20 protein-coding genes and 1 pseudogene are annotated in these 19,132 nt (G+C 44.8%); 15 read left to right on the top strand and 6 right to left on the bottom strand.

The window, feature by feature from the left end; translation table 11 throughout:
* Positions 1-48: 48 nt before the first annotated feature.
* Entirely contained in the window at positions 49-279 is a 231-nt protein-coding gene (locus AC3WT9_RS04460; RefSeq protein WP_492407353.1) for a helix-turn-helix domain-containing protein, read from the bottom strand.
* A gap of 117 nt (positions 280-396) precedes the next feature.
* On the opposite strand from AC3WT9_RS04460, the gene AC3WT9_RS04455 reads away from it, so the two are divergent.
* The 3 genes and pseudogenes from AC3WT9_RS04455 to AC3WT9_RS04445 all read left to right on the top strand — a co-directional run.
* Positions 397-813, top strand: coding sequence for a LytTR family transcriptional regulator DNA-binding domain-containing protein (locus tag AC3WT9_RS04455; protein WP_492407352.1), 417 nt, complete (start codon positions 397-399; stop codon positions 811-813).
* Positions 814-931: 118 nt separating this feature from the next.
* The gene (locus AC3WT9_RS04450; RefSeq protein WP_492407351.1) at positions 932-1,159 is read left to right on the top strand and encodes a hypothetical protein; all 228 of its coding nucleotides are present in this window, start codon (positions 932-934) and stop codon (positions 1,157-1,159) included.
* 169 nt (positions 1,160-1,328) lie between these two features.
* A pseudogene (locus AC3WT9_RS04445) lies at positions 1,329-1,550 on the top strand (excinuclease ABC subunit UvrA); the annotation flags it as partial.
* A gap of 93 nt (positions 1,551-1,643) precedes the next feature.
* Here AC3WT9_RS04445 and nrdF read toward each other — a convergent pair.
* From nrdF to nrdI, 3 genes are read right to left on the bottom strand one after another with little or no spacing between them, the layout of a single operon-like run.
* Positions 1,644-2,603, bottom strand: a complete 960-nt coding sequence (gene nrdF / locus AC3WT9_RS04440) for a class 1b ribonucleoside-diphosphate reductase subunit beta (protein WP_341378689.1) — start codon at positions 2,601-2,603, stop codon at positions 1,644-1,646.
* A gap of 40 nt (positions 2,604-2,643) precedes the next feature.
* The gene (nrdE, locus tag AC3WT9_RS04435; RefSeq protein ID WP_341093310.1) at positions 2,644-4,728 is read right to left on the bottom strand and encodes a class 1b ribonucleoside-diphosphate reductase subunit alpha; all 2,085 of its coding nucleotides are present in this window, start codon (positions 4,726-4,728) and stop codon (positions 2,644-2,646) included.
* The gene (nrdI, locus tag AC3WT9_RS04430; protein WP_038592234.1) at positions 4,715-5,074 is read right to left on the bottom strand and encodes a class Ib ribonucleoside-diphosphate reductase assembly flavoprotein NrdI; all 360 of its coding nucleotides are present in this window, start codon (positions 5,072-5,074) and stop codon (positions 4,715-4,717) included. The genes nrdE and nrdI overlap by 14 nt, the downstream gene beginning before the upstream one ends.
* A gap of 439 nt (positions 5,075-5,513) precedes the next feature.
* Here nrdI and AC3WT9_RS04425 point away from each other — a divergent pair, with 439 nt between their 5' ends.
* Positions 5,514-6,686 (top strand): MFS transporter, encoded by a 1,173-nt coding sequence (locus AC3WT9_RS04425; RefSeq protein WP_341378691.1) that lies wholly within the window; start codon positions 5,514-5,516, stop codon positions 6,684-6,686.
* A 127-nt stretch (positions 6,687-6,813) separates the two neighbouring features.
* On the opposite strand, the gene AC3WT9_RS04420 is transcribed toward AC3WT9_RS04425, so the two are convergent.
* Positions 6,814-7,701, bottom strand: a complete 888-nt coding sequence (locus AC3WT9_RS04420) for a LysR family transcriptional regulator (protein WP_038592247.1) — start codon at positions 7,699-7,701, stop codon at positions 6,814-6,816.
* Positions 7,702-7,800: 99 nt separating this feature from the next.
* Between AC3WT9_RS04420 and zwf the strand changes: the two genes are divergently transcribed.
* The 4 genes from zwf to paiA all read left to right on the top strand — a co-directional run bounded on the left by zwf (position 7,801) and on the right by paiA (position 12,381).
* The gene (zwf, locus tag AC3WT9_RS04415) at positions 7,801-9,312 is read left to right on the top strand and encodes a glucose-6-phosphate dehydrogenase (RefSeq protein ID WP_341378693.1); all 1,512 of its coding nucleotides are present in this window, start codon (positions 7,801-7,803) and stop codon (positions 9,310-9,312) included.
* A 39-nt stretch (positions 9,313-9,351) separates the two neighbouring features.
* The gene (gene fsa, locus AC3WT9_RS04410) at positions 9,352-10,020 is read left to right on the top strand and encodes a fructose-6-phosphate aldolase (RefSeq protein WP_341093313.1); all 669 of its coding nucleotides are present in this window, start codon (positions 9,352-9,354) and stop codon (positions 10,018-10,020) included.
* 35 nt (positions 10,021-10,055) lie between these two features.
* The gene (gene gnd / locus AC3WT9_RS04405; protein WP_341378694.1) at positions 10,056-11,474 is read left to right on the top strand and encodes an NADP-dependent phosphogluconate dehydrogenase; all 1,419 of its coding nucleotides are present in this window, start codon (positions 10,056-10,058) and stop codon (positions 11,472-11,474) included.
* Positions 11,475-11,862: 388 nt separating this feature from the next.
* Positions 11,863-12,381, top strand: coding sequence for a spermidine/spermine N(1)-acetyltransferase (gene paiA, locus AC3WT9_RS04400; RefSeq protein ID WP_341093315.1), 519 nt, complete (start codon positions 11,863-11,865; stop codon positions 12,379-12,381).
* 39 nt (positions 12,382-12,420) lie between these two features.
* Here paiA and AC3WT9_RS04395 read toward each other — a convergent pair whose 3' ends face one another.
* Positions 12,421-13,596, bottom strand: coding sequence for a serine hydrolase domain-containing protein (locus tag AC3WT9_RS04395; RefSeq protein WP_341093316.1), 1,176 nt, complete (start codon positions 13,594-13,596; stop codon positions 12,421-12,423).
* A 323-nt stretch (positions 13,597-13,919) separates the two neighbouring features.
* Between AC3WT9_RS04395 and AC3WT9_RS04390 the strand changes: the two genes are divergently transcribed.
* From AC3WT9_RS04390 to AC3WT9_RS04360, 7 genes are all read left to right on the top strand, one after another.
* The gene (locus AC3WT9_RS04390) at positions 13,920-14,456 is read left to right on the top strand and encodes a DUF2262 domain-containing protein (protein WP_341378695.1); all 537 of its coding nucleotides are present in this window, start codon (positions 13,920-13,922) and stop codon (positions 14,454-14,456) included.
* A 15-nt stretch (positions 14,457-14,471) separates the two neighbouring features.
* Positions 14,472-14,993, top strand: a complete 522-nt coding sequence (locus tag AC3WT9_RS04385; protein WP_341093318.1) for an SMI1/KNR4 family protein — start codon at positions 14,472-14,474, stop codon at positions 14,991-14,993.
* A gap of 73 nt (positions 14,994-15,066) precedes the next feature.
* Positions 15,067-15,441 (top strand): VOC family protein, encoded by a 375-nt coding sequence (locus AC3WT9_RS04380; protein WP_341093319.1) that lies wholly within the window; start codon positions 15,067-15,069, stop codon positions 15,439-15,441.
* Positions 15,442-15,669: 228 nt separating this feature from the next.
* Positions 15,670-16,257 carry a sugar O-acetyltransferase gene (locus AC3WT9_RS04375; RefSeq protein ID WP_341093320.1) on the top strand — a complete coding sequence of 196 codons (588 nt, stop codon included), beginning with the start codon at positions 15,670-15,672 and terminating at the stop codon, positions 16,255-16,257.
* Positions 16,258-16,633: 376 nt separating this feature from the next.
* Positions 16,634-17,386, top strand: coding sequence for an SDR family NAD(P)-dependent oxidoreductase (locus AC3WT9_RS04370; RefSeq protein ID WP_341093321.1), 753 nt, complete (start codon positions 16,634-16,636; stop codon positions 17,384-17,386).
* Positions 17,387-17,500: 114 nt separating this feature from the next.
* The gene (locus tag AC3WT9_RS04365; protein ID WP_341378697.1) at positions 17,501-18,499 is read left to right on the top strand and encodes an NADP-dependent oxidoreductase; all 999 of its coding nucleotides are present in this window, start codon (positions 17,501-17,503) and stop codon (positions 18,497-18,499) included.
* A 97-nt stretch (positions 18,500-18,596) separates the two neighbouring features.
* Entirely contained in the window at positions 18,597-19,028 is a 432-nt protein-coding gene (locus AC3WT9_RS04360) for a GNAT family N-acetyltransferase (protein ID WP_341093324.1), read from the top strand.
* The last annotated feature ends 104 nt before the right edge of the window (positions 19,029-19,132 follow it).

Below are 19,132 nucleotides of genomic sequence, written 5' to 3'. Positions count from 1 at the left end.
CCTTTGTTGCACAAGCGCTGTCGGGGAGTAGAAATCTACTCCATCCTGTTACGTATTTTTGAACTCGTAAAGATCGGCTTCAGTACATCCCAGTATAAGACATATGCCTCTACTCAAAAGCGGGTTCGGACGTTTGACTCCTCTTTCGATCTGAGAGATTAACGTATGAGATGCTGATAAGCCATGCCTTTTCGATAATTCGAAAGATAACTCTTCTTGAGTAAATCCTTTCGCTAATCGGCGTTCACGTAACAGACACTCCCCTAAGCTGAGTGCCATAAATCCTCCAATTATTTAAATTTAATTAAGAAGGTGATTTTAATAGAATTATAGCATAAGGTCAATTTGATGACACTTTAATTAAGTGATGATGCAGTAGAGGGGAGGAAAAATCAATTGATTTATTTAACAGTTACAGAAGACGAACATGGCACAGGGATACAACAACTGCCTGTCGAGGAAATACTTTATATGCAATTCGATAATCGATTATTAATTTCAGTACAAACCGAAGTACTTCAATACTTCACTGTTGGAAATTTGAGATTTTGGGAGGGGGCTTTTAAGAAGGCTGGTTTGAATTTTTTGCGTTTAGATCGAGGAGTCTTGGCTAACCTAGATAAAATCAAAGCGGTAGACTCGGTCTATAAGATAGCTTATTTCGACACTATTATAAACAACGATACAAAGCGCTGTACGATGTCTGCAACTGGTTACAAATCTTTTCAAGAAAAACATGACATTAAGCAAGAATCTACTATCACAGCAGGCGTGACAATGTTTAAGGGCTTGTCTGGCAGGACAAGCCCTTAAGTGAATAACTTTCTAAAAAATTCAACTTAAATGTAACACAAATCAAGTCAAATGATAACTTGATTCAACGCGCAGAAAACTATTGACAAAACATTTTTTAACCGGGGGATCTAATCTTATGAACATAATAGAATCATTGAAACCTATAATTGAGGAAAGAGCCTCTGAAATACTCAATACCTTTACCTCGACTTCTGAAGAGAATAATAAATTTTTGGAATTGCTAGAGAAGGTAGAGGATCCCAAACTGGTTTTTGAATTAGAGAATTCATATTTTAATGGTTTGAGAAGTGCAATAATCGAGGGGTATAGCAAGGGGATAATTGAACTATCAGTTAAAGGATAAATACAATGAAGGCTACCACATCCATTCAAAGTAGATATGGTAGCCTGCCCACATTTTGCCCACAGAAGTAATATAAACAACGTAAATATAATAAATAAAACAACAATATTCTATAGAAATACTGCGTAGAATGTAGACATAGGAAAGATCATAAACGTATTTCCGATAGATGTCAGATATCGGTCACCTTCTGGAGATCATAAACCGCCTCGTGGATACCGGCAATACGGTGATTGTTATCGAGCACAACCTCGATGTGATCAGCCAAGCGGACTGGATCATTGATATGGGACCGGACGGAGGCAGCAAGGGCGGTCAGGTTGTGTTCGAAGGCACACCTCTGCAGATAATCCATGCGGAGCAGTCGATCACGGGAAGATACCTGATGTAATTAATGGCCGGAAGAGTTAACGAATTAATTTAAGATGATGGTAACTAACAATACCGCCCTCGAAAAGGGCGGTATTGTTAGTTACATATGAGGTTAGAATTGAAAGTCTTCATCCTTCAGCGGTTCCACGTTAAGCGCCCGGATATATCCGTTGCCTTTCTTCGAGAAGAAGTCATGCTGCTTGGTGTGGGTACTGATGCCGTTCTGGACAATCGGATTGATCTCTTCCTCGTCGAACAAAGGATCATGGCCCAGATTCATCATCGCTTTGTTAGCGTTGTATCTGAGGAAGGTCTTAACCTCGTCCACCAGTCCGATGGGAGCATAGATCTGCTCCGTATAACGTTCTTCATTCTCATGCAGCAGGCGGAGCAATCCCACCAGTGTCTGGTGCAGGTCGCGCTGATCGTCTTCCGCAAGTCCGTCAAAGATCTCCTGCGCGAGCACCCCGACATATACCCCGTGAATGCTCTCATCCCGCAAAATAAGGTCGATGATCTCACCGCTGCAGGTCATTTTACCCTGGCCGGCCAGATACAGCGGGTAGAAAAAGCCGCTGTAGAACAAGTAGCTCTCCAGCAGCACGGAGGCCGCCATAGCGAGATACAGGTCTTTAGGCGAGTCTATATTTTTGTAATATTGTGATATGGTCTCCGCCTTGAACTGCAGGTACGGGTTCTCTTCCACCCAGCGGAATACACTGTCTATCTCCTCTGTGGAGGCTAATGTGGTGAAGATGCTGCTGTACGACTTGGCGTGAATCTGTTCCATCATGCCCATGAAGCCCAGCACGGCCTTGCGCTGAAGGCCTTCAACATGCTCCATAATCTGGGGCATGCCGACCCCTCCTTGAATCGTATCCAGCAGTGTCAGTCCGCCCAGCACCTTCATATAAGAGTCCTTTTCCCGCTCACTGAGCGTGAGCCAGGACATTTTATCATCGGACAATGGAATTTCATCATCCGTCCAGAATTGCATAATGTTCTGATTCCAGAACATCAATGAGAAATCGTCGTCGGGACGGTTCCAGTTAACGGCTTGAATAGCGCTCATAATCGTGCAATCTCCTTTTTTTACGGCAATAGCCTTCCATTTAGATCGAGCAGGTGAGGCATTCCTCGACGGACAGCTTTTTGGTCCGGGTGTAATACAGCGACTTCAGTCCTTTATGTGCTGCATACAGGTAGGAGCGGGCCAGTTCCCTGGTGGATACATCGCTGTTGACATGCAACACGGTCGAGATGCCCTGGTCGATATGAGGCTGAATTTCCGCGATCAGGTCAATGACCTTGAACTGATCCATCTGGTAAGCCGATTTATAGAAGAACACATTGTCCGGCCGCAGGTACGGCATCGGATAGTATGTGGTTGAATTGGCATAAGTCCGGGTCTCAATCTGCTCCACAATCGGCATAACGCTCGAAGTGGCATTCTGGATATAGGAAATACTGGCTGTTGGCGCAATCGCCAGGCGGTAAGCATGGTACAGACCGTTAGACATTACTGCATCCCGCAATTGTTCCCAGTCTGCAGGCGACGGGATATACATATCCCCGAACAGCTCCTGCACTCTTGGTGTAGCCGGACGGTAATCCGTTGTCAGGTAACGCTCAAAATAAACGCCGGTGGCGTAGTCTGATGCCTCGAAGCCATGGAAAGATCTGCCGGTTGCAGCAGCGATCTCCATGCTCTTCTCCAGGGAGTGGAAGTTCATTGTCATGAAGAAGGTCCGGGCAAAGTCGCGGGCTTGCTCGCTTTCATAAGCGATGTTGTTCTTCGCGAGATAGCCGTGAAGATTCATGACGCCTAGACCAACAGAGTGCATCTCTTTGTTCGCTTTAGCTACGCCAGGGGCATTGGAGATACTGGTCATGTCGCTGACGGCAGTCAGGGCGATCATACCTTCATGTACGGATTCACGGATCTTGCCGTGCTCCATCACGTTGACAATATTCAGGGAAGCCAGATTACAGCTTACATCGCGGCGGATGGTATCCTCCTGTCCGTAATCGGCAATCTCGGTGGTCTCCTGGAGCTGGAAGATTTCGGTACAGAGGTTGGACATTTTGATCTGTCCGACATTTTTCAGGGCATGGGCCGCATTGGCGTTGCTCTTGTTCATAATATAAGGGTAGCCGGATTCCAGCTGGATCATGGCAATTTTGGTCAGCATATCGCGTGCACTCATGGCCTTCTTTTTCTTGACACGCGGATCGGCCAGCAGCTTATCGTACATGTCATCCAGATCCATATCGTCGAGATGTGTGCCATAGGCTTTGTACACAGTATATGGGGCAAATACATGCAGCGGTTCATTGTCCTTCGCCAGCTTATAGAAGCGATTCGGTATGATCAGCCCAATGGACAGAGTTTTAAGCCTTGTTTTCTCGTCGGCGTTAATCTTCTTGCTGTCGAGGAATTCCAGGACATCCCAGCCAAAAATGTTATAGTAGGCTGCTCCTGAGCCTTTGCGTTGACCCATTTGATCAGCATAGGAGAAGCCGTCCTCCATGAGCTTGAGCACAGGCATGATGCCCTTGGCTGCATCCTCGACACCCTTGATCGTCTCCCCGCGTGAGCGCAGCTTGGACAGGTTGACTGCCACACCGCCGCCGATCTTGGACAGCTGCATGCAGGTATTGAGCACGTAGTTGATCGAATTGAGCGAGTCGTCCATTTCGATAAGGAAACAGGAGACAAGCTCTCCACGCCGGCTTTTACCGGCATTCAGGAAGGTAGGAGTTGCCGGCTGCAGACGCTGTTCCATCATCGAACGGGCAAGCACTCCGGCAGTATCGGCGTTGCCGCGTCCCAGGTGGAGGGCGACTGCCGCCACACGATCCGGGTAGTGCTCCAGATATTGCTTGCGGTCATTGCTTTTTACAGCGTAGTCCATGTAGAATTTCGAAGCTGCCATATAGGAAGGGAAGCTGAAGTTGTAGCTATGGGCGATCTGGTAGACTTGCTCAATTTCCTCTACGCTGTACTGCCCGTAAAAGTTCTCGTAGAAATCCTGTTCAATCATGTAATCGACCTTAGCTTTTGTATTTGCAAAAACCAGGCTCCGCCGCTCTACATCCCGCATAAATTCGGCTACTGCCTCAAGGTCTTTGTCCAGTTGAAAGAAGCCGCTCTCGTCCCGCTTCATTAACATGTTATTCAGTTCAATATGCCGCAACCCGGCTCACCTCCTGTTTAATTCGTTCCACATCGCCAAATGTACCCGATAACTCAAATTTACCGATAACCGGCACATTGTACTGGTCTGCAATCAAGTCTGCACTGTTTGCGAACAGCTTGCCCCAGTTCTTATTGCCGCTGGCAGCAATGCCTTTCAGATTGGCATAATTATTCCCCAAGAAAGCAGACACCTTCTCTGGAATCTGTCCAAAGCCGGTGGTATATGTAATTAGCACATAGGGCTCGTCAATCGTCATATGCTCCTCAATCTGCACAGCCGGCAGCTTCAGCTTGCCGATGAAGCGTTTGACGTTTCCTGTTTTTGAATCATACGCGACTAGCATGGTGTCAGTCCCCCTGTAAATATTGAAACTACTCTTAAAATTGTAAAGATTGAATTGCTTAGTTTTAAATACTGAAAAATCATATTAACACTATATTTAGTGTGCGTTGTTTATTTTAATCACTATATGTTGGAAAGTCAATATTGACAAACCGCCTTATTCGTTATAAATCCGACTAGTAAGCGCTTTGCTAGAGGAGCGGAATCCCATAACTTCAGGCGGTGCAAGCACTTTTCCACTTCTGAAGTAGCTGACACGTTTGTAAGGGGGCTACCCATTACCTTATTATCTGGTCTTTATACGGTCCGTTGACTGAATATTGCTATAATCAATCAAAATATAGCAAGATCCCATGAAAGAATATCAATATTATTATATTTGTGTTTCGATTTGAAGTTGGATCAGATTACAAATACCCCAATAGAGGAGAACCCTAAAGATGGTTACGTTATTACTAATGATTATTTATCTCGCATTTATGGGTCTGGGATTGCCAGATGCTTTACTAGGCAGCGCTTGGCCCATTATGCAAGACGATATTGGTGCTACAACGGAAATGGCAGGTTATATATCGTTAATAGTCTCATTCTGTACGGTAATATCGAGTTTATTTGCCAGCAGATTGTTGCACAGATACGGTACGGGGAAGGTAACCTTGTTCAGTATACTCTCTACGACTATTGCTTTGCTTGGATTCTCTATTTCATCAGATTTCATATTTCTAATTCTACTTGCTATTCCTTTGGGCTTGGGAGCAGGTTCCGTGGACGCTGCACTGAGTAACTATGTAGCACTGCATTTCAAAGCCAAGCATATGAGCTGGTTACATTGTTTTTGGGGAATTGGAGCATTTACGGGTCCAATTATAATGTCGTTTTGGCTGAACCGTGATAACAACTGGCGTGCAGGATACGTTACAGTAGGCTTACTTCTGCTTACTATAGCAGTGATATTATTGGCCTCTTTGTCTTTATGGAAGATTTTTGAGAAGGGAAGAATAGAAGAGGGAAGCGATGAAAAGAAGCTTGTCAGTAACAGGGAGGCTTTGCGAATCCCAGGGGTGAAAATGTCCATGGTTACCATGCTCTGTTACAATGGCTCGGAAACAGCTGCTGGTCTATGGATGGCATCTTTTTTTATTGGGAATAAAGGGGTTTCTCCTGGCACAGCAGCGGCCTTATCCTCCTTATTCTATATTGGAATTATTATTGGAAGAATCATATCAGGATTTCTGTCGACAAACGTATCCAGTAAAAACCTGATAAGATATGGTGGAATCGTTGGCTGTTTTGGACTTTTGATTCTTGTTTTACCTGTCCCTTATTGGATTTCTGCAGGTGCCCTATTTATTGTAGGATTGGGCGGAGCACCAATTTATCCAAGTATTGTTCATTCCACACCGGAACGTTTTGGCAAAATAGCTTCCCCAAGTGTCATTGGACTTGCAATGGCAAGCGCTTATACGGGTTCAACACTTATCCCATCGTTGATGGGGATATTTGCAAGTCAATTGGGAATGATTATGGTTCCTGTTATTCTGCTCATTCTTTTTAGCATCATGCTGGTATCTTCTGAAATGGTTAACATAGTTTACAAACGTAAGGTTCAATAGGACAAGCGCATTTGGAACTGCAGGAGCGATCCTTTTATAAAGGTCAAATAGAAAGCCGCTTAAATAGCGGCTTTTTACGTTCTCCCCGAAATGGGAAAATCCTAAATTCAATCATACTCAATGTATTTCAGTCTCCCTTAGTAATCTCAATGAACTTGCTGGCTGCGGTCGTCAGCGGCATGTTGCGCATGGTCATCATGCCCACCCGGGCTGGGGGAAGCTGAACATCCAGTTGAATCTCGAAGAGAGAACCTTCCTCCAGCTCCTTGGACACGAATTCCCGGGTCACAAACGAGATGCCGAGTCCTTTGCGGGCAAACTCGATCAACAGGCCAACGCTGCCGACCTCGAATTCGGGCTTCAGCTCATATCCGTAGCCTTGAAACAAGTCCGTAATCGCCATACGTGCACGGCTGCTGCGGGAGAAGAGGATAATGGGGTACTGAAGCAGTTCCTCAATCGAGAGCACCTTCTGGTTCAGCTCGGCATAGTGGCTGCCCGCGATGAAACAGTCCTGCAGCTGAAGTCCCTGCCGCACCTCAAGCTGGGGATCGGTGATCGGCATGCGCACTACGCCCAGATCGACGAGGCCTTCTTTTAAATATGAAATGACCTCCGGCGTCGTTCCGTGGATCAGATGAAGCCGGATGCCAGGGTAGCGCTGGTGAAAGATTTCGATAAAAGGCAGCAGATAATGCTTGAACAGTGAATCACTGCCGCCAATCCGCAGTTCGCCGTTGTCAAGGTTTTTGAGCTCGGCCATTTTCTTCTCGGCTTGGGTGATAAGGATATGGGATTGTTCAATATAGGAGTACAAAGTGGCCCCCTCAGGTGTCAGCACGACGCCCTTGGAATTCCGGGTGAAGAGGGTAAGGCCGAAGCTGTCCTCCAGTTGCTTAATCGCATGACTGACGCTTGGCTGGGTAATGTACAGGGATTTGGCGGCTTGGGTCAGGCTTCCAGTCTTGGCTGCCCAGTAAAAAACCTTGTATAGCTCGAAATTGTTCATAGACATGGTCTATAGCTCCTGTGAAATATATTAATTACTTGTATGGATCGTATTTGTATTATAGTGTAACCAGGAAAGATAAACCAGAGCAAAAGGAGAATGGAGATGGAGGCAACCACATTTGTTTTATTTGGAGCGACAGGGGATTTAGCCCGAAGAAAAATCTACCCCGCGCTGTATAATCTGTTTCTCGACCACAAGCTGCACCATTCATTCTCTGTGATTGGTCTTGGCAGAAGAGAACTTGCTGATGAAGCCTTTCAGGCTATGGTGGAGCGGTCTATCCGGGATTTCTCCCGGCGGGAAGTGAATGTTTCTGCGTCCGTGCGCAGCTTTCTGAAGGCCTTCCGATATAATGTGCTGGATGTAGGGCATACAGAGGATTATCTTAAACTGCTGCAGCGGATTGAGAAGCAGGAAGAAAACATGGGCAGTTCCCCGAACCGGATGTTCTATTTATCTGTCGGTCCTGAGTTTTTTGAGCCGATTGCCTTGAACATTAAGGAAAGTGGCCTGGGTGCCGCCAAAGGCTGGAAACGTCTGGTGATTGAGAAGCCCTTCGGACATGACCTGCAGTCTGCGCAGGCGCTGAATCTGAAGCTGAGCGAAGCGTTTAGTGAGAATGAAATTTTCCGGATCGACCATTACCTGGGTAAGCCTATGGTGCAGGAGCTGGATGTATTCCAGCAGACGAATCCGGTGCTTCACGCACTCTGGAACAACCGCTACATTGCCAACGTGCAGATTACTGCGGGGGAAACGGTGGGCGTGGAAGAAAGAGCGGGTTATTACGATCATGTGGGTGCACTGAGAGACATGTTCCAGAATCATATGCTGCAGCTGCTGATGATGCTTGCGATCCGCTTGCCGAAAGACAGCTCCGCAGACGAGGTGCGCTACAAGAAAAAAGAAGTTATGGAAGCCCTGGAACCGTTGGAAGAAGCGGATATCCAGTTTAAAGTGATCCGTGGGCAGTACACTGCTGGTACCATCAAGGGCAAGCCGGTTCCAGGCTATCTCTCTGAACCGGGAATTCCGGCAGGTTCGATGAACGATACATTTATTGCAGCCAGACTTACGATCGATGATCCATTCTGGAAAGGTGTGCCGTTCTATATCCGAACCGGGAAGAGAATGAAAGAGAAATCGACACGGATTGTGATTGAATTCAAGGAGCCGCTCAAGCAGAACTCGTCAGCCGCCGAGGATGATATCCCCAATCTTCTGGTGTTCGAGATCAGCCCGAACGAGGGGATTACGCTACAGCTCAAGGCAAGAGATCCCCAGCATAAGGGGAAGTTCAAAGCAATGCATATTGACTTCCATACCAGATCTATTGAGATCCCTGAGGCTTATGAGAACCTGATTTATGATGCCTTACACGGAGATCCGTCATTTTTTGCACATTGGAATGAGGTGGAGCTGTCCTGGAAATGGGTGCAGCCGATCCTGAATGCTTTTGACAAGAATACGGCTCCTCTTCATTCCTACGCTGCGGGCACGTTCGGACCTGAAGAATCGAACCAACTGCTGGCGAAGGATGGAAATCACTGGTGGCTCGACTCTGCGATTGAAGAAGTAAGCGAGCTATCTTTGCCTGATGCTTCAAATTTTTAAAACTAATATTAGTTCAACTAAAAATGGAGGTTTACGAATATGAAATTTTTTATCGATACTGCAAATGTGGAAGACATTAAAAAAGCATACCAAATCGGTGTACTGTCCGGAGTCACAACGAATCCTTCTCTGGTAGCCAAAGAAGGCGTGAAATTTGAAGACCGCATTGCCGAAATTCTGCGCACTGTGCCAGAGGTAGAGTCCGTATCCGCTGAGGTAACACCGGATGCCGTCACTGCGGAAGAAATGATTGAACAAGCGAACGAGCTGATCAAGATCAATAATTATGATAAAAACATTACGATCAAGCTCCCGATGACGCTCGCAGGCCTGGAAGCCTGCCGGTATCTGACTAAAAAAGGCGTGAAAACAAACGTGACGCTGATCTTCACGGTGAACCAAGCGCTGCTGGCTGCCCGTGCAGGAGCTACTTATGTATCGCCATTCCTGGGCCGTCTGGATGATATTTCAGAGGATGGGGTGCAATTGATCGTAAAAGTTGCCGAGCTATTCCGCATTCATAACCTGGATGCGCAGATTATCGCTGCTTCGGTCCGCCATCCGGACCATGTGACCCGCGTTGCCATGGCCGGTGCGCATATTGCCACTATTCCGTTCAGCGTGATCGAGCAGATCTCCAAACATCCGCTGACCGATCAGGGACTGGAGAAGTTCGCTGCCGACTGGAAGAAAGCGCCGCAGGTCTAATTGTCCAGCACATATCATAGGGAGGTTTATTGACGATGGGTAAACAGCAGATTGGTGTGGTCGGCTTAGCCGTCATGGGTAAGAATCTGGCCTTGAATATGGAGAGCAAAGGGTTCTCGGTGGCCCTGTATAACCGTTCCCGGGAGAAAACCGATGAGCTGCTTGCAGAAGCAGCGGGCAAAAATTTCGCAGGTGCCTACAGTATTGAAGAGTTCGTTCAGTCTCTGGAGCTGCCGCGCAAAATCATGATTATGGTCAAGGCCGGCAAGCCAACCGATGATACGATTCAGCAGCTGGTGCCGCATTTGTCGCCAGGGGATATCCTGATTGACGGCGGGAACGCCTTTTTCCCGGATACGCAAAGACGGAACAGAGAGCTTCAGGCTCAAGGCTTTCGCTTCATCGGCGCAGGGGTATCGGGCGGTGAAGAAGGGGCGCTGAAGGGACCCGCCATTATGCCGGGCGGACAAAAGGACGCTTATGAGCTGGTGGAGCCAATCCTGACCGCCATTTCGGCCAAAGTGGACGGCGATCCGTGCTCCACTTACATCGGAGAAGATGGAGCCGGTCACTATGTCAAAATGGTCCATAACGGCATCGAATACGGCGATATGCAGCTTATTGGCGAAGCGTATCAGTTATTGAAGGATGTACTGGGACTGGATACCGATGAGCTGCATCAGATTTTCTCGGAATGGAACCGAGGCGAGCTTAGCAGCTATCTCATCGAGATTACAGCCGACATCTTCGCCAAAGCAGACCCGGACACAGGCAAGCCGATGGTCGATGTGATCCTGGATTCCGCCGGACAAAAGGGGACGGGCAAATGGACGAGTCAAAATGCACTCGATCTGGGCGTTCCGTTGTCCATCATTACTGAATCCGTCTTTGCACGCTTCATCTCTGCCATGAAGGAAGAGCGTGTGGCTGCAAGCAAGCGCCTGAAGGGACCTGAGGTCAAGAGCTATGACGGAGACGCCAAGGCATTCATCGAGGCAGTCCGCAAAGCGCTCTATGCCAGCAAAATCGCTTCGTACGCCCAAGGCTTTGCCCAGATGAGAGTGGCTTCGGATGAATATAACTGGAACCTGAACTACGGCAGCATTGCGATGATCTTCCGCGGAGGCTGCATTATCCGCGCAGGCTTCCTGCAAAATATCAAGGACGCCTATGACCGCGACCCTGAGCTCAAAAACCTCTTCCTGGATGAGTATTTCAGCAGTGTGGTTCATAACTACCAGGAAGCGTGGAGAGATGTAGTTGCGATTGCCGTCAAAAGAGGAATTCCGGTTCCGGCCTTCGCTTCCGGGCTGGCCTACTATGACAGCTACCGCTCCGAACGTCTCCCGGCCAACCTGCTGCAGGCACAAAGAGACTACTTTGGAGCGCATACCTTTGAACGGGTGGATCAGCCGGGAAGCTTCCATTTTCAATGGATGAACAACAACGAATAATAAGCTATCATCAGATATAAATATCTTTGCAGAAGTCCGGGTGAATAAGCCCGGGCTTTTTTAGCATCTGAGGGATTACGGAGTAAAGAGCCGCTCAACCTTCATTGAGTCATTTAGTAGCTCGATTTCAATGATTATGTGGGATACATAAAATAAATTAAAGTAAACAGCCAGCAAATCCACCACTTTTAATGAGTTGGTGATTATGCACCGATCTGCGTCCGTAAGTGAAACTGCCCCTAAGCTAAGGCTGTAGCCCAGATGAGAATCCCTCTAATAATATGTTGTAAATGCAACAATAATATTATAAAATATTAAACGTGGGCGACAAGTTAAAAATTGATGGAATTGCAGAATATCTTAATCTTATATAAAGGAGCTTCCTAGAATGTCAGTAATAATAAAGAAGTGCAGCCGTGAAGATTTACAAATACTACAGCAAATTAGCGTTGAGACATTCAATGATACGTTTAAACATCAGAATTCACCTGAAAATATGAAAACCTATTTAGAAAAAGCATTTACCTATAAACAGTTGGAAAAGGAATTGAGCAATGTTTTTTCAGAATTCTTTTTCATCTTTTTTAATGAAGAACTTGCCGGATATCTAAAAGTAAACATCAATGATTCCCAATCTGAAAAAGCAGGTGATGAGTCACTAGAAATTGAAAGAATCTATATAAGAAACAATTTTCAAAGAAAAGGGCTTGGAAAATATCTAATAGACAAAGCAATGGAAGTAGCGGTGATACAAAATAAAAAGATGATCTGGCTAGGAGTTTGGGAAAAGAATGAGAAGGCCATTGATTTTTATAAAAAAATCGGTTTTGTTCAAACGGGAGCTCACTCTTTTTACATGGGTGATGAAGAACAAATTGATCTTATCATGACCAAAACATTCGCCTGAAAGTTATTCCTAACTGTGCGATTCCCTTCATATTGCCCCTTACAAGGTGCTGAACACGATATTGCGCAGCTTGCGCGTAATTGCCATCGTGCCGGCATCTTTTTTTTGAATCATAAATAGTATAGTCAGACCTTCTTGAGGACTGTTGCTGAAGTACGCCCCCAGCCAGCCGTCCCAGCCGTATTCACCTTGGCTGCCGATAAATCCGGCTTTTCCGCAGTCGGTCATGATGCGCATCTGATTGCCGTAGCTATGTCCGCGCAATGTATGCCACGTATCGAAGCCTTTTTGCTGCCAATCGGTTAAAGCTGCAGACGTTAAATATTTAACTGTTCCGGGCTTCAATAGTTGAACACCTTTTAAGCTGCCTTGATTCATTAGCATTGTTGTAAATTTGGCGGAATCGTCAATCGTAGACACAAGTCCCGCTCCGCCCGACTCAAATGCCGGATCAAGGTCCATCTGATGGCCAATGCCCAGGTGGCTTTCCGCATACAGCTTCAAACCGCCTTCACCATCATCCTGATAGGTTTTCACAAGGCGTTCTCTTTTTCCTTCAGGCAGCCAGAAACCGGTATCTTTCATTTCCAACGGTTCGAAGATTTCCTTTTTCAAAAATTGCCCATACCGCATGCCGCTAACCGCTTCCACAATCGCACCAAGGACGTCTGCCGAGGTTCCGTATTGCCAGTACGATCCCGGCTCGAACGAAAGAGGGCCCTTACCTAGGCAGTTTGCAAATTCCATTGTGCTCATCGCGTTTTCACTGTACAAACGGCTGCCCAGTTCTTGGAACAGAGCATCCGTATACTGTCCGGCTTTGTCCGTTCCGCCATATACCAATCCCGATGTCATGTTCAGCAGATCGTGAATGTTGACTTCCCGGCTGACAGGCACCAGTTCGCCATTTTTTTCGACCTGTTGATTTTGGAAGCCCGGGATATAACGGCTAACAGGATCGAATAAATCAATATCCCCACGCTCGAGCAGCATCATGACGGAAGTGGCGGTAATCGGCTTCGTCATCGAATATAAACGAAAAATCGAATCCCTTGTAATAGGACGTCCCGACTCAAGATCGGCCAAGCCGTCTTCATGGTAAAAAACTTCTTTGCCGTTTTTGATCAGCATGAAGTTTGCTCCTGCGATTTCCTTGTTGCCGATACTTGTTTTCAGCGTTTTTTTCAATTGGTTGGTTAAGTTTGACTCCAGCATGTCACTTATGTCTCCTTCTCGAATAACTTCACTTTAACTAAAGCGGATGTTAACCATTCGTTATAGAAAATATTAAGCGCTTTCGGACAGATTGTATAGTGCCACGGTGGAACGCAATCCGGTTAACCTGCAAAACGAATACAATATAACTCTTATTCCACCGAATAGTTTTCCATAAGATATGCTGTCTCCTCGGCATTATTTGGGGTATATTGGAAGGAGTAAATCAATCCAAATGTAGTACCGGACAGGCTAGCTCAATGATTTCGCGGATACTCATTGGACGAGCATGAATTCAGCATTGTGATGGAGGAGAAAAATAAATGTCAGATGTAGTGATCCGGATACCCGTTGAATCGTGGTCAATAACGGAATTGACGAAGGAGACATATTGCTGCTGTTTCCAGCCTGTACAGATTTGGGGAGACGATGTTGAGGTTGAAATCTTCCTGCCCACGGCAATCGGAAGTAAGGAAATGGCAAAAGATGCAGCTATAAGTGCCGTTCCTTTATTGGAGAAGGAGCTTGCCTGGCTTCAGATGAACAAGGGAGAACTCGGTAAGGCGATGGAGTGGGCTAAAGAGCGGGCCGAGGAATGGATATGGGATGACCCGGATTTTGTTGAGCTATCAGACAATGAAGGCTATGTGGAGCTGGACGGGGATACTGTTAGAGTCCCTATTTCGGATGAAGCTTTTTTAAACAGCTTGTTTCTATGGAGTGTTGTTTTTGAGCAGGTAGATGGTGCCGGTTCGTTTAAGATGTCAATTGAGCTTGGGAACAAACCGGATTATTTTGCCGGACATCGGATACATATGGACATAGATGAACACAAAAATTTTGTAAACCAAGGTTTATAAGGAGGATGGGGACATATGACAGAGAAGGCGAAGACACTGTGGCAGCGCATTATTGCCAAAGGCAGCCGGAATAATCCGGGGTACGAAGCGAGTTTGAATTTACAGCCTGGCGCTAGCAGAGAAGAACTTGATGGGCTTGCCAGTACGCTGGAGGTTGTACTTCCGCAGGAGTTGAGGGACTTCTACAGCATATATAATGGTCAGGATTGGGAAGCAGGCTCGGAGTGTTTTGTCCGAAATCTATCGCTGTCGCCGCTTGAAAAGATTCTCGAGGATTGGGAATTTCTAAATGAAGAGTTTGATCCGGATGACATGGAACCGGAGATTGCCCCGCAGATCAAGCCGTTCCTGTGGAATCCGCGGTGGATCCCTATTGCCAGCAACGGGGGTGGCGATCATCTCTGTGTAGACACGGACCCAACTGGAGAAGGGACCTTTGGGCAGTTGCTCTATTTTTATCATGACTGGGGAAACCGGTCTGTTGAGGCGGCAGGCTTGTTTGACTTTATTGAACAATGCTTGAATGAAGAGGAGTGAGAAGATAGAGGTAGATTCTGCATAGAACCATAAAAAATGGTATCCTCAAAAAGTGAAGGGGCAGCATAGCCTTATGAAACTAGGACATATAATGATTTTCGTCAATGACATGACAAAGGCGAGATGGTTTTATTCTGAATTACTAGGTTTGCAAACACTGTTAGAGCAAGAAAACAAGCTTGTATTTGCCCTTGACGGCTGTCAGCTTATAGCTTTCAAGTGTGAAAAGACCAAAGAAATTGGAGATTATTCAAACGAGGCTAGAACAGTTTTGGTGTTTGAGGTCGTGTCCGTTGAGCAAACTTATAAGGAAATGAAGGATAAGGGTATTCAATTTTTGCATGATAAACCTACTGAAGGGCGATATGCTGCTTTCGTTGATCCGTTTGGTAACGTGCATGAAATCGCTGAATCGTTCGCAATATCGATGTTTTCTGAGGGCAGCTGATCTTTGATGAATTCAAACAAACGGAGGCTATTTTCCTTGTCGCTGGGGTGGTAGGTGTGTTGGAGGTGTGGATCAGTGAAGGTATGAACAAGCCGCGTCAGTTGATATCCAAGTGTCTTTATGAGGTATTAATGAAGATGGATATTTGACAGTTGGGAAGCATAAAAATAGTGAGACCGGAATACCGGATGCAGAATTCACAAAAAACAACTCGAAAGGGAGTAGGTTATGGACATCGAAAAAATCAAACAGATTATAAATTCTGGGGAGATGTATGATGACGCAGGTGATGATGTAGCAGAAGTTAGGTCACGCGCTTTAACCATGTGCCGGGAATATAATCAAAAAGTAAATACAAATGAAGGCTACGATATGTCTATATTGAAAGAATTGTTTTCAGACGTGGGTGAGAATGTATATATTGAATCTAACTTCCGTTGTGAGTTTGGATTCAATATCTCTATGGGACACGATGTGTATATTAATCACGACATGATTATTCTTGATTGTAACGAAGTGAAAATTGGAAATGATGTCTTTATTGGGCCACGAGTGGGGTTATATGCAGCAAATCATGCGGAGGATCCGTTTGAACGGGCGGATAAAGGAGTCTATTCGAAACCAATTACTTTAGGGGATCGGGTATGGCTGGGGGGAGACGTTAAAGTTACTCAGGGTGTGACTATAGGCGAAAACAGCATTGTTGGTGCTGGAAGCGTAGTGACCAAAGATATTCCTCCTAATGTCATTGCTGCAGGAAATCCGTGCAAGGTTATTAGACCGATTAAATTTTCCGATCGTCCTTGGAGAAGATAAGTATATTGAATGGATTTTCCGGACGATCTTGAAGACAGGGTATTCATCAACTCATTTAAATGGGTTGATTTTTTTTGCCCCAAATAGAGGGAATCGGCTAAAAAGTCTGTTCTTATCCTATTGCCACAAAGCCTGAGGTTATCCTTCCATCCATCCTTATCCCCTTAATTCCGGTTATAAAATCATTCTTTACCGTCCGTTCTAATTATGTTATATTGTTGGCATGGGAGGAATACGCAGATAAAAAGCCACGTTTCATTGAAAATGAATATGGCCGTCTAGACATACTGTTTTTTTTGCCCAAATAAGAACGATCGTTCTAAAATGTACTTAAAGCTCATTTACACTAATTTCATGTTATGGAGGAGAGAATATTATGAAGTATACAGTTATTACAGGAGCAAGTTCAGGGATTGGATATGAGGCGGCATTGGCGTTTGCTGCACGTGGCAAAAACTTAATTTTGGTTGCTAGAAGATTGGACAAATTAGAAGAACTCAAATCAGCAATTCAGGATATTGATCCTACTGTTAATGTTATTGTTCGTACAAGTGACCTGTCTGTTACAGATCAGGCCCACACACTGTATAGCAGTCTAAAGGAATACCAAATTGAGACCTGGATTAACAATGCGGGGCTCGGTGAAGCTGCTTTTGTAGTTGAGCAGAATTTAGATAAAGTTGAAACTATGTTACGTGTTAACATCGAATCCTTGACGATCCTTTCTACACTATATGTGCGAGATTATGCTGATGTAGAAGGAACTCAGTTAATTAACGTCTCTTCCGCACTCGGATATGCCATTGCTGTTGGGAATGTTGCTTATTCTGCATCTAAATATTACGTTAGTGCCTTCACAGAAGGGCTTGCAAAAGAACTAGAAATGAAAGGCGCAAAACTAAAAGCAAAAGTTTTAGCACCAGCAATAACGGAAACAGAATTCGTGAAGAAATCATTAGATGCTGAAGAGTTTGATTACAAAGCAAACATGCCTAAGTACCACACTGCCAAACAAATGGCGGGCTTTATGGTGGATCTTTATGATAACAACGAAGGGGTCGGGATTGTAGACCAGAACTATGATTTCAATCTGAGGGGCAGAATCTATCCAATAATTTCAGAATCTTAAGTTCAGAGAACCGGATAAAGGTGAAACATGGCGTACAACTGAAGATTGTGCGCCATGTTTTTAGTCTAAAGATGTTCGATGCTATCCCCAATTTAGCAAAGGAAGAGGATGAATATGAGAGCAGCTCAAATACAGAAATATTCAAAAATAATACAAGTGGAATTAAATGATGTTAACATACCAGAGATCAATAGCCATGAGGTACTTGTCAAAGTAAAAGCTGCAGGTGTAAATCCACTGGACATCCTTAATCTGAATGGCAGTGTTCGGATGATTGCCGACTATAAGTTTCCATTAACTTTAGGGAATGAACTATCAGGAATTATTGAAGCCGTTGGAGATGATGTTTTGAATTTTAAGGTTGGTGACCCTGTTTATACGAGATTGCCGCTTATTAAAATCGGTGCTTTTGCTGAATATGCAGCCGTGAATGAAGATGCTTTATCCATCATGCCTGAAAATCTATCTTTTATTGAAGCAGCTGCAGTACCCCTTACTGCCTTGACTGCTTATCAAGCATTACACGATGTACTCCGTGCCCAACCGAATAAAAAGCTATTCATTCCTGGAGGAACCGGAGGTTTTGGTGCTATGGCAATCCCCATTGCCAAATCAATGGGATTATATGTTATTACAAGCGGCAGTGAAAGAGGAAAATCACGTACACTGTCGATCGGGGCTGATCAATTCATAAATTACAAGGCAGAGAATTATGCTAACATACTGTCAAATATCGATTATGTGATCGACACCTTGGGTACCCAAGAGATCAAAGCTGAACTGGGCATTTTAAAACCACAAGGGAAACTGGTATCATTGAAAGCAGGACCTAATTATCGCTTTGCGGCTGATAATCATTTTCCGGTGTGGAAAAAAGCATTGTTTGGCCTAGTAGGTGCTCGTTTAGATTCTTTAGCGCGTAAGAAACAAAATGAATATCGTTTTTTATTTGTGCAAGACAACGGAAGTCAATTACAAGAAATCACCAAACTTGTTGAAAAAGAAAATATTAAACCCTCTATAGATTCAACTTATACGTTTGGTGATATTAACAAGGCGTTGCTTAAAGTGTCGACGGGCCATTCCCAGGGCAAAGTTATTCTGACCTTCTAAATAACAAGTAACTTAAGCGACGTTGCTCGCGTGTTCTGAGTAAAAACAAATTATATCCAACGCCCAGAAGCAAAGAATTCGAAAAGGGGAAATAAATATGAGAATAGAGTTACATAAGCAAAGTGATATTGATATTTTAACTGATATTTGGTATAGAGTCTCAATTCAAGCACATGATTTTATCGCTCAAGAATATTGGCTTTCTCAAAAAACGGAGATGAGAGATAAATACATTCCCATGTCGGACACCTATGTAATTTACAATCAAGCAGAAATTGTTGGGTTCGTTTCTATGGTTGATGACTATTTAGCGGCACTTTTTATTGATACGTCATATCAAAAAAATGGTTATGGAAAAGAATTAATTAATTTCATGAAAAGTCAAAAATCAAAAATCACATTAAAAGTATATAAAGAAAATACTTCAGCAACACGCTTCTATGAGAAGAACGGCTTTACTATTAAAGAAACTCTATTAGATGAAAACACTAATCAGGAGGAATATCTAATGGAATGGGAGGAGTCATAAAGGATACAAGTTCTTGTCCTTTGCGCAGGACAAGAACTTGGTCTGATTGGCGAATAGATCAATGTCTAGTACCATGGATTGAATTCATCCAGAATTCGGACTCA

The organism is Paenibacillus sp. EB106-06-01-XG199 (assembly GCF_058791575.1).
This window is presented reverse-complemented; position numbering and strand designations above follow the sequence as displayed.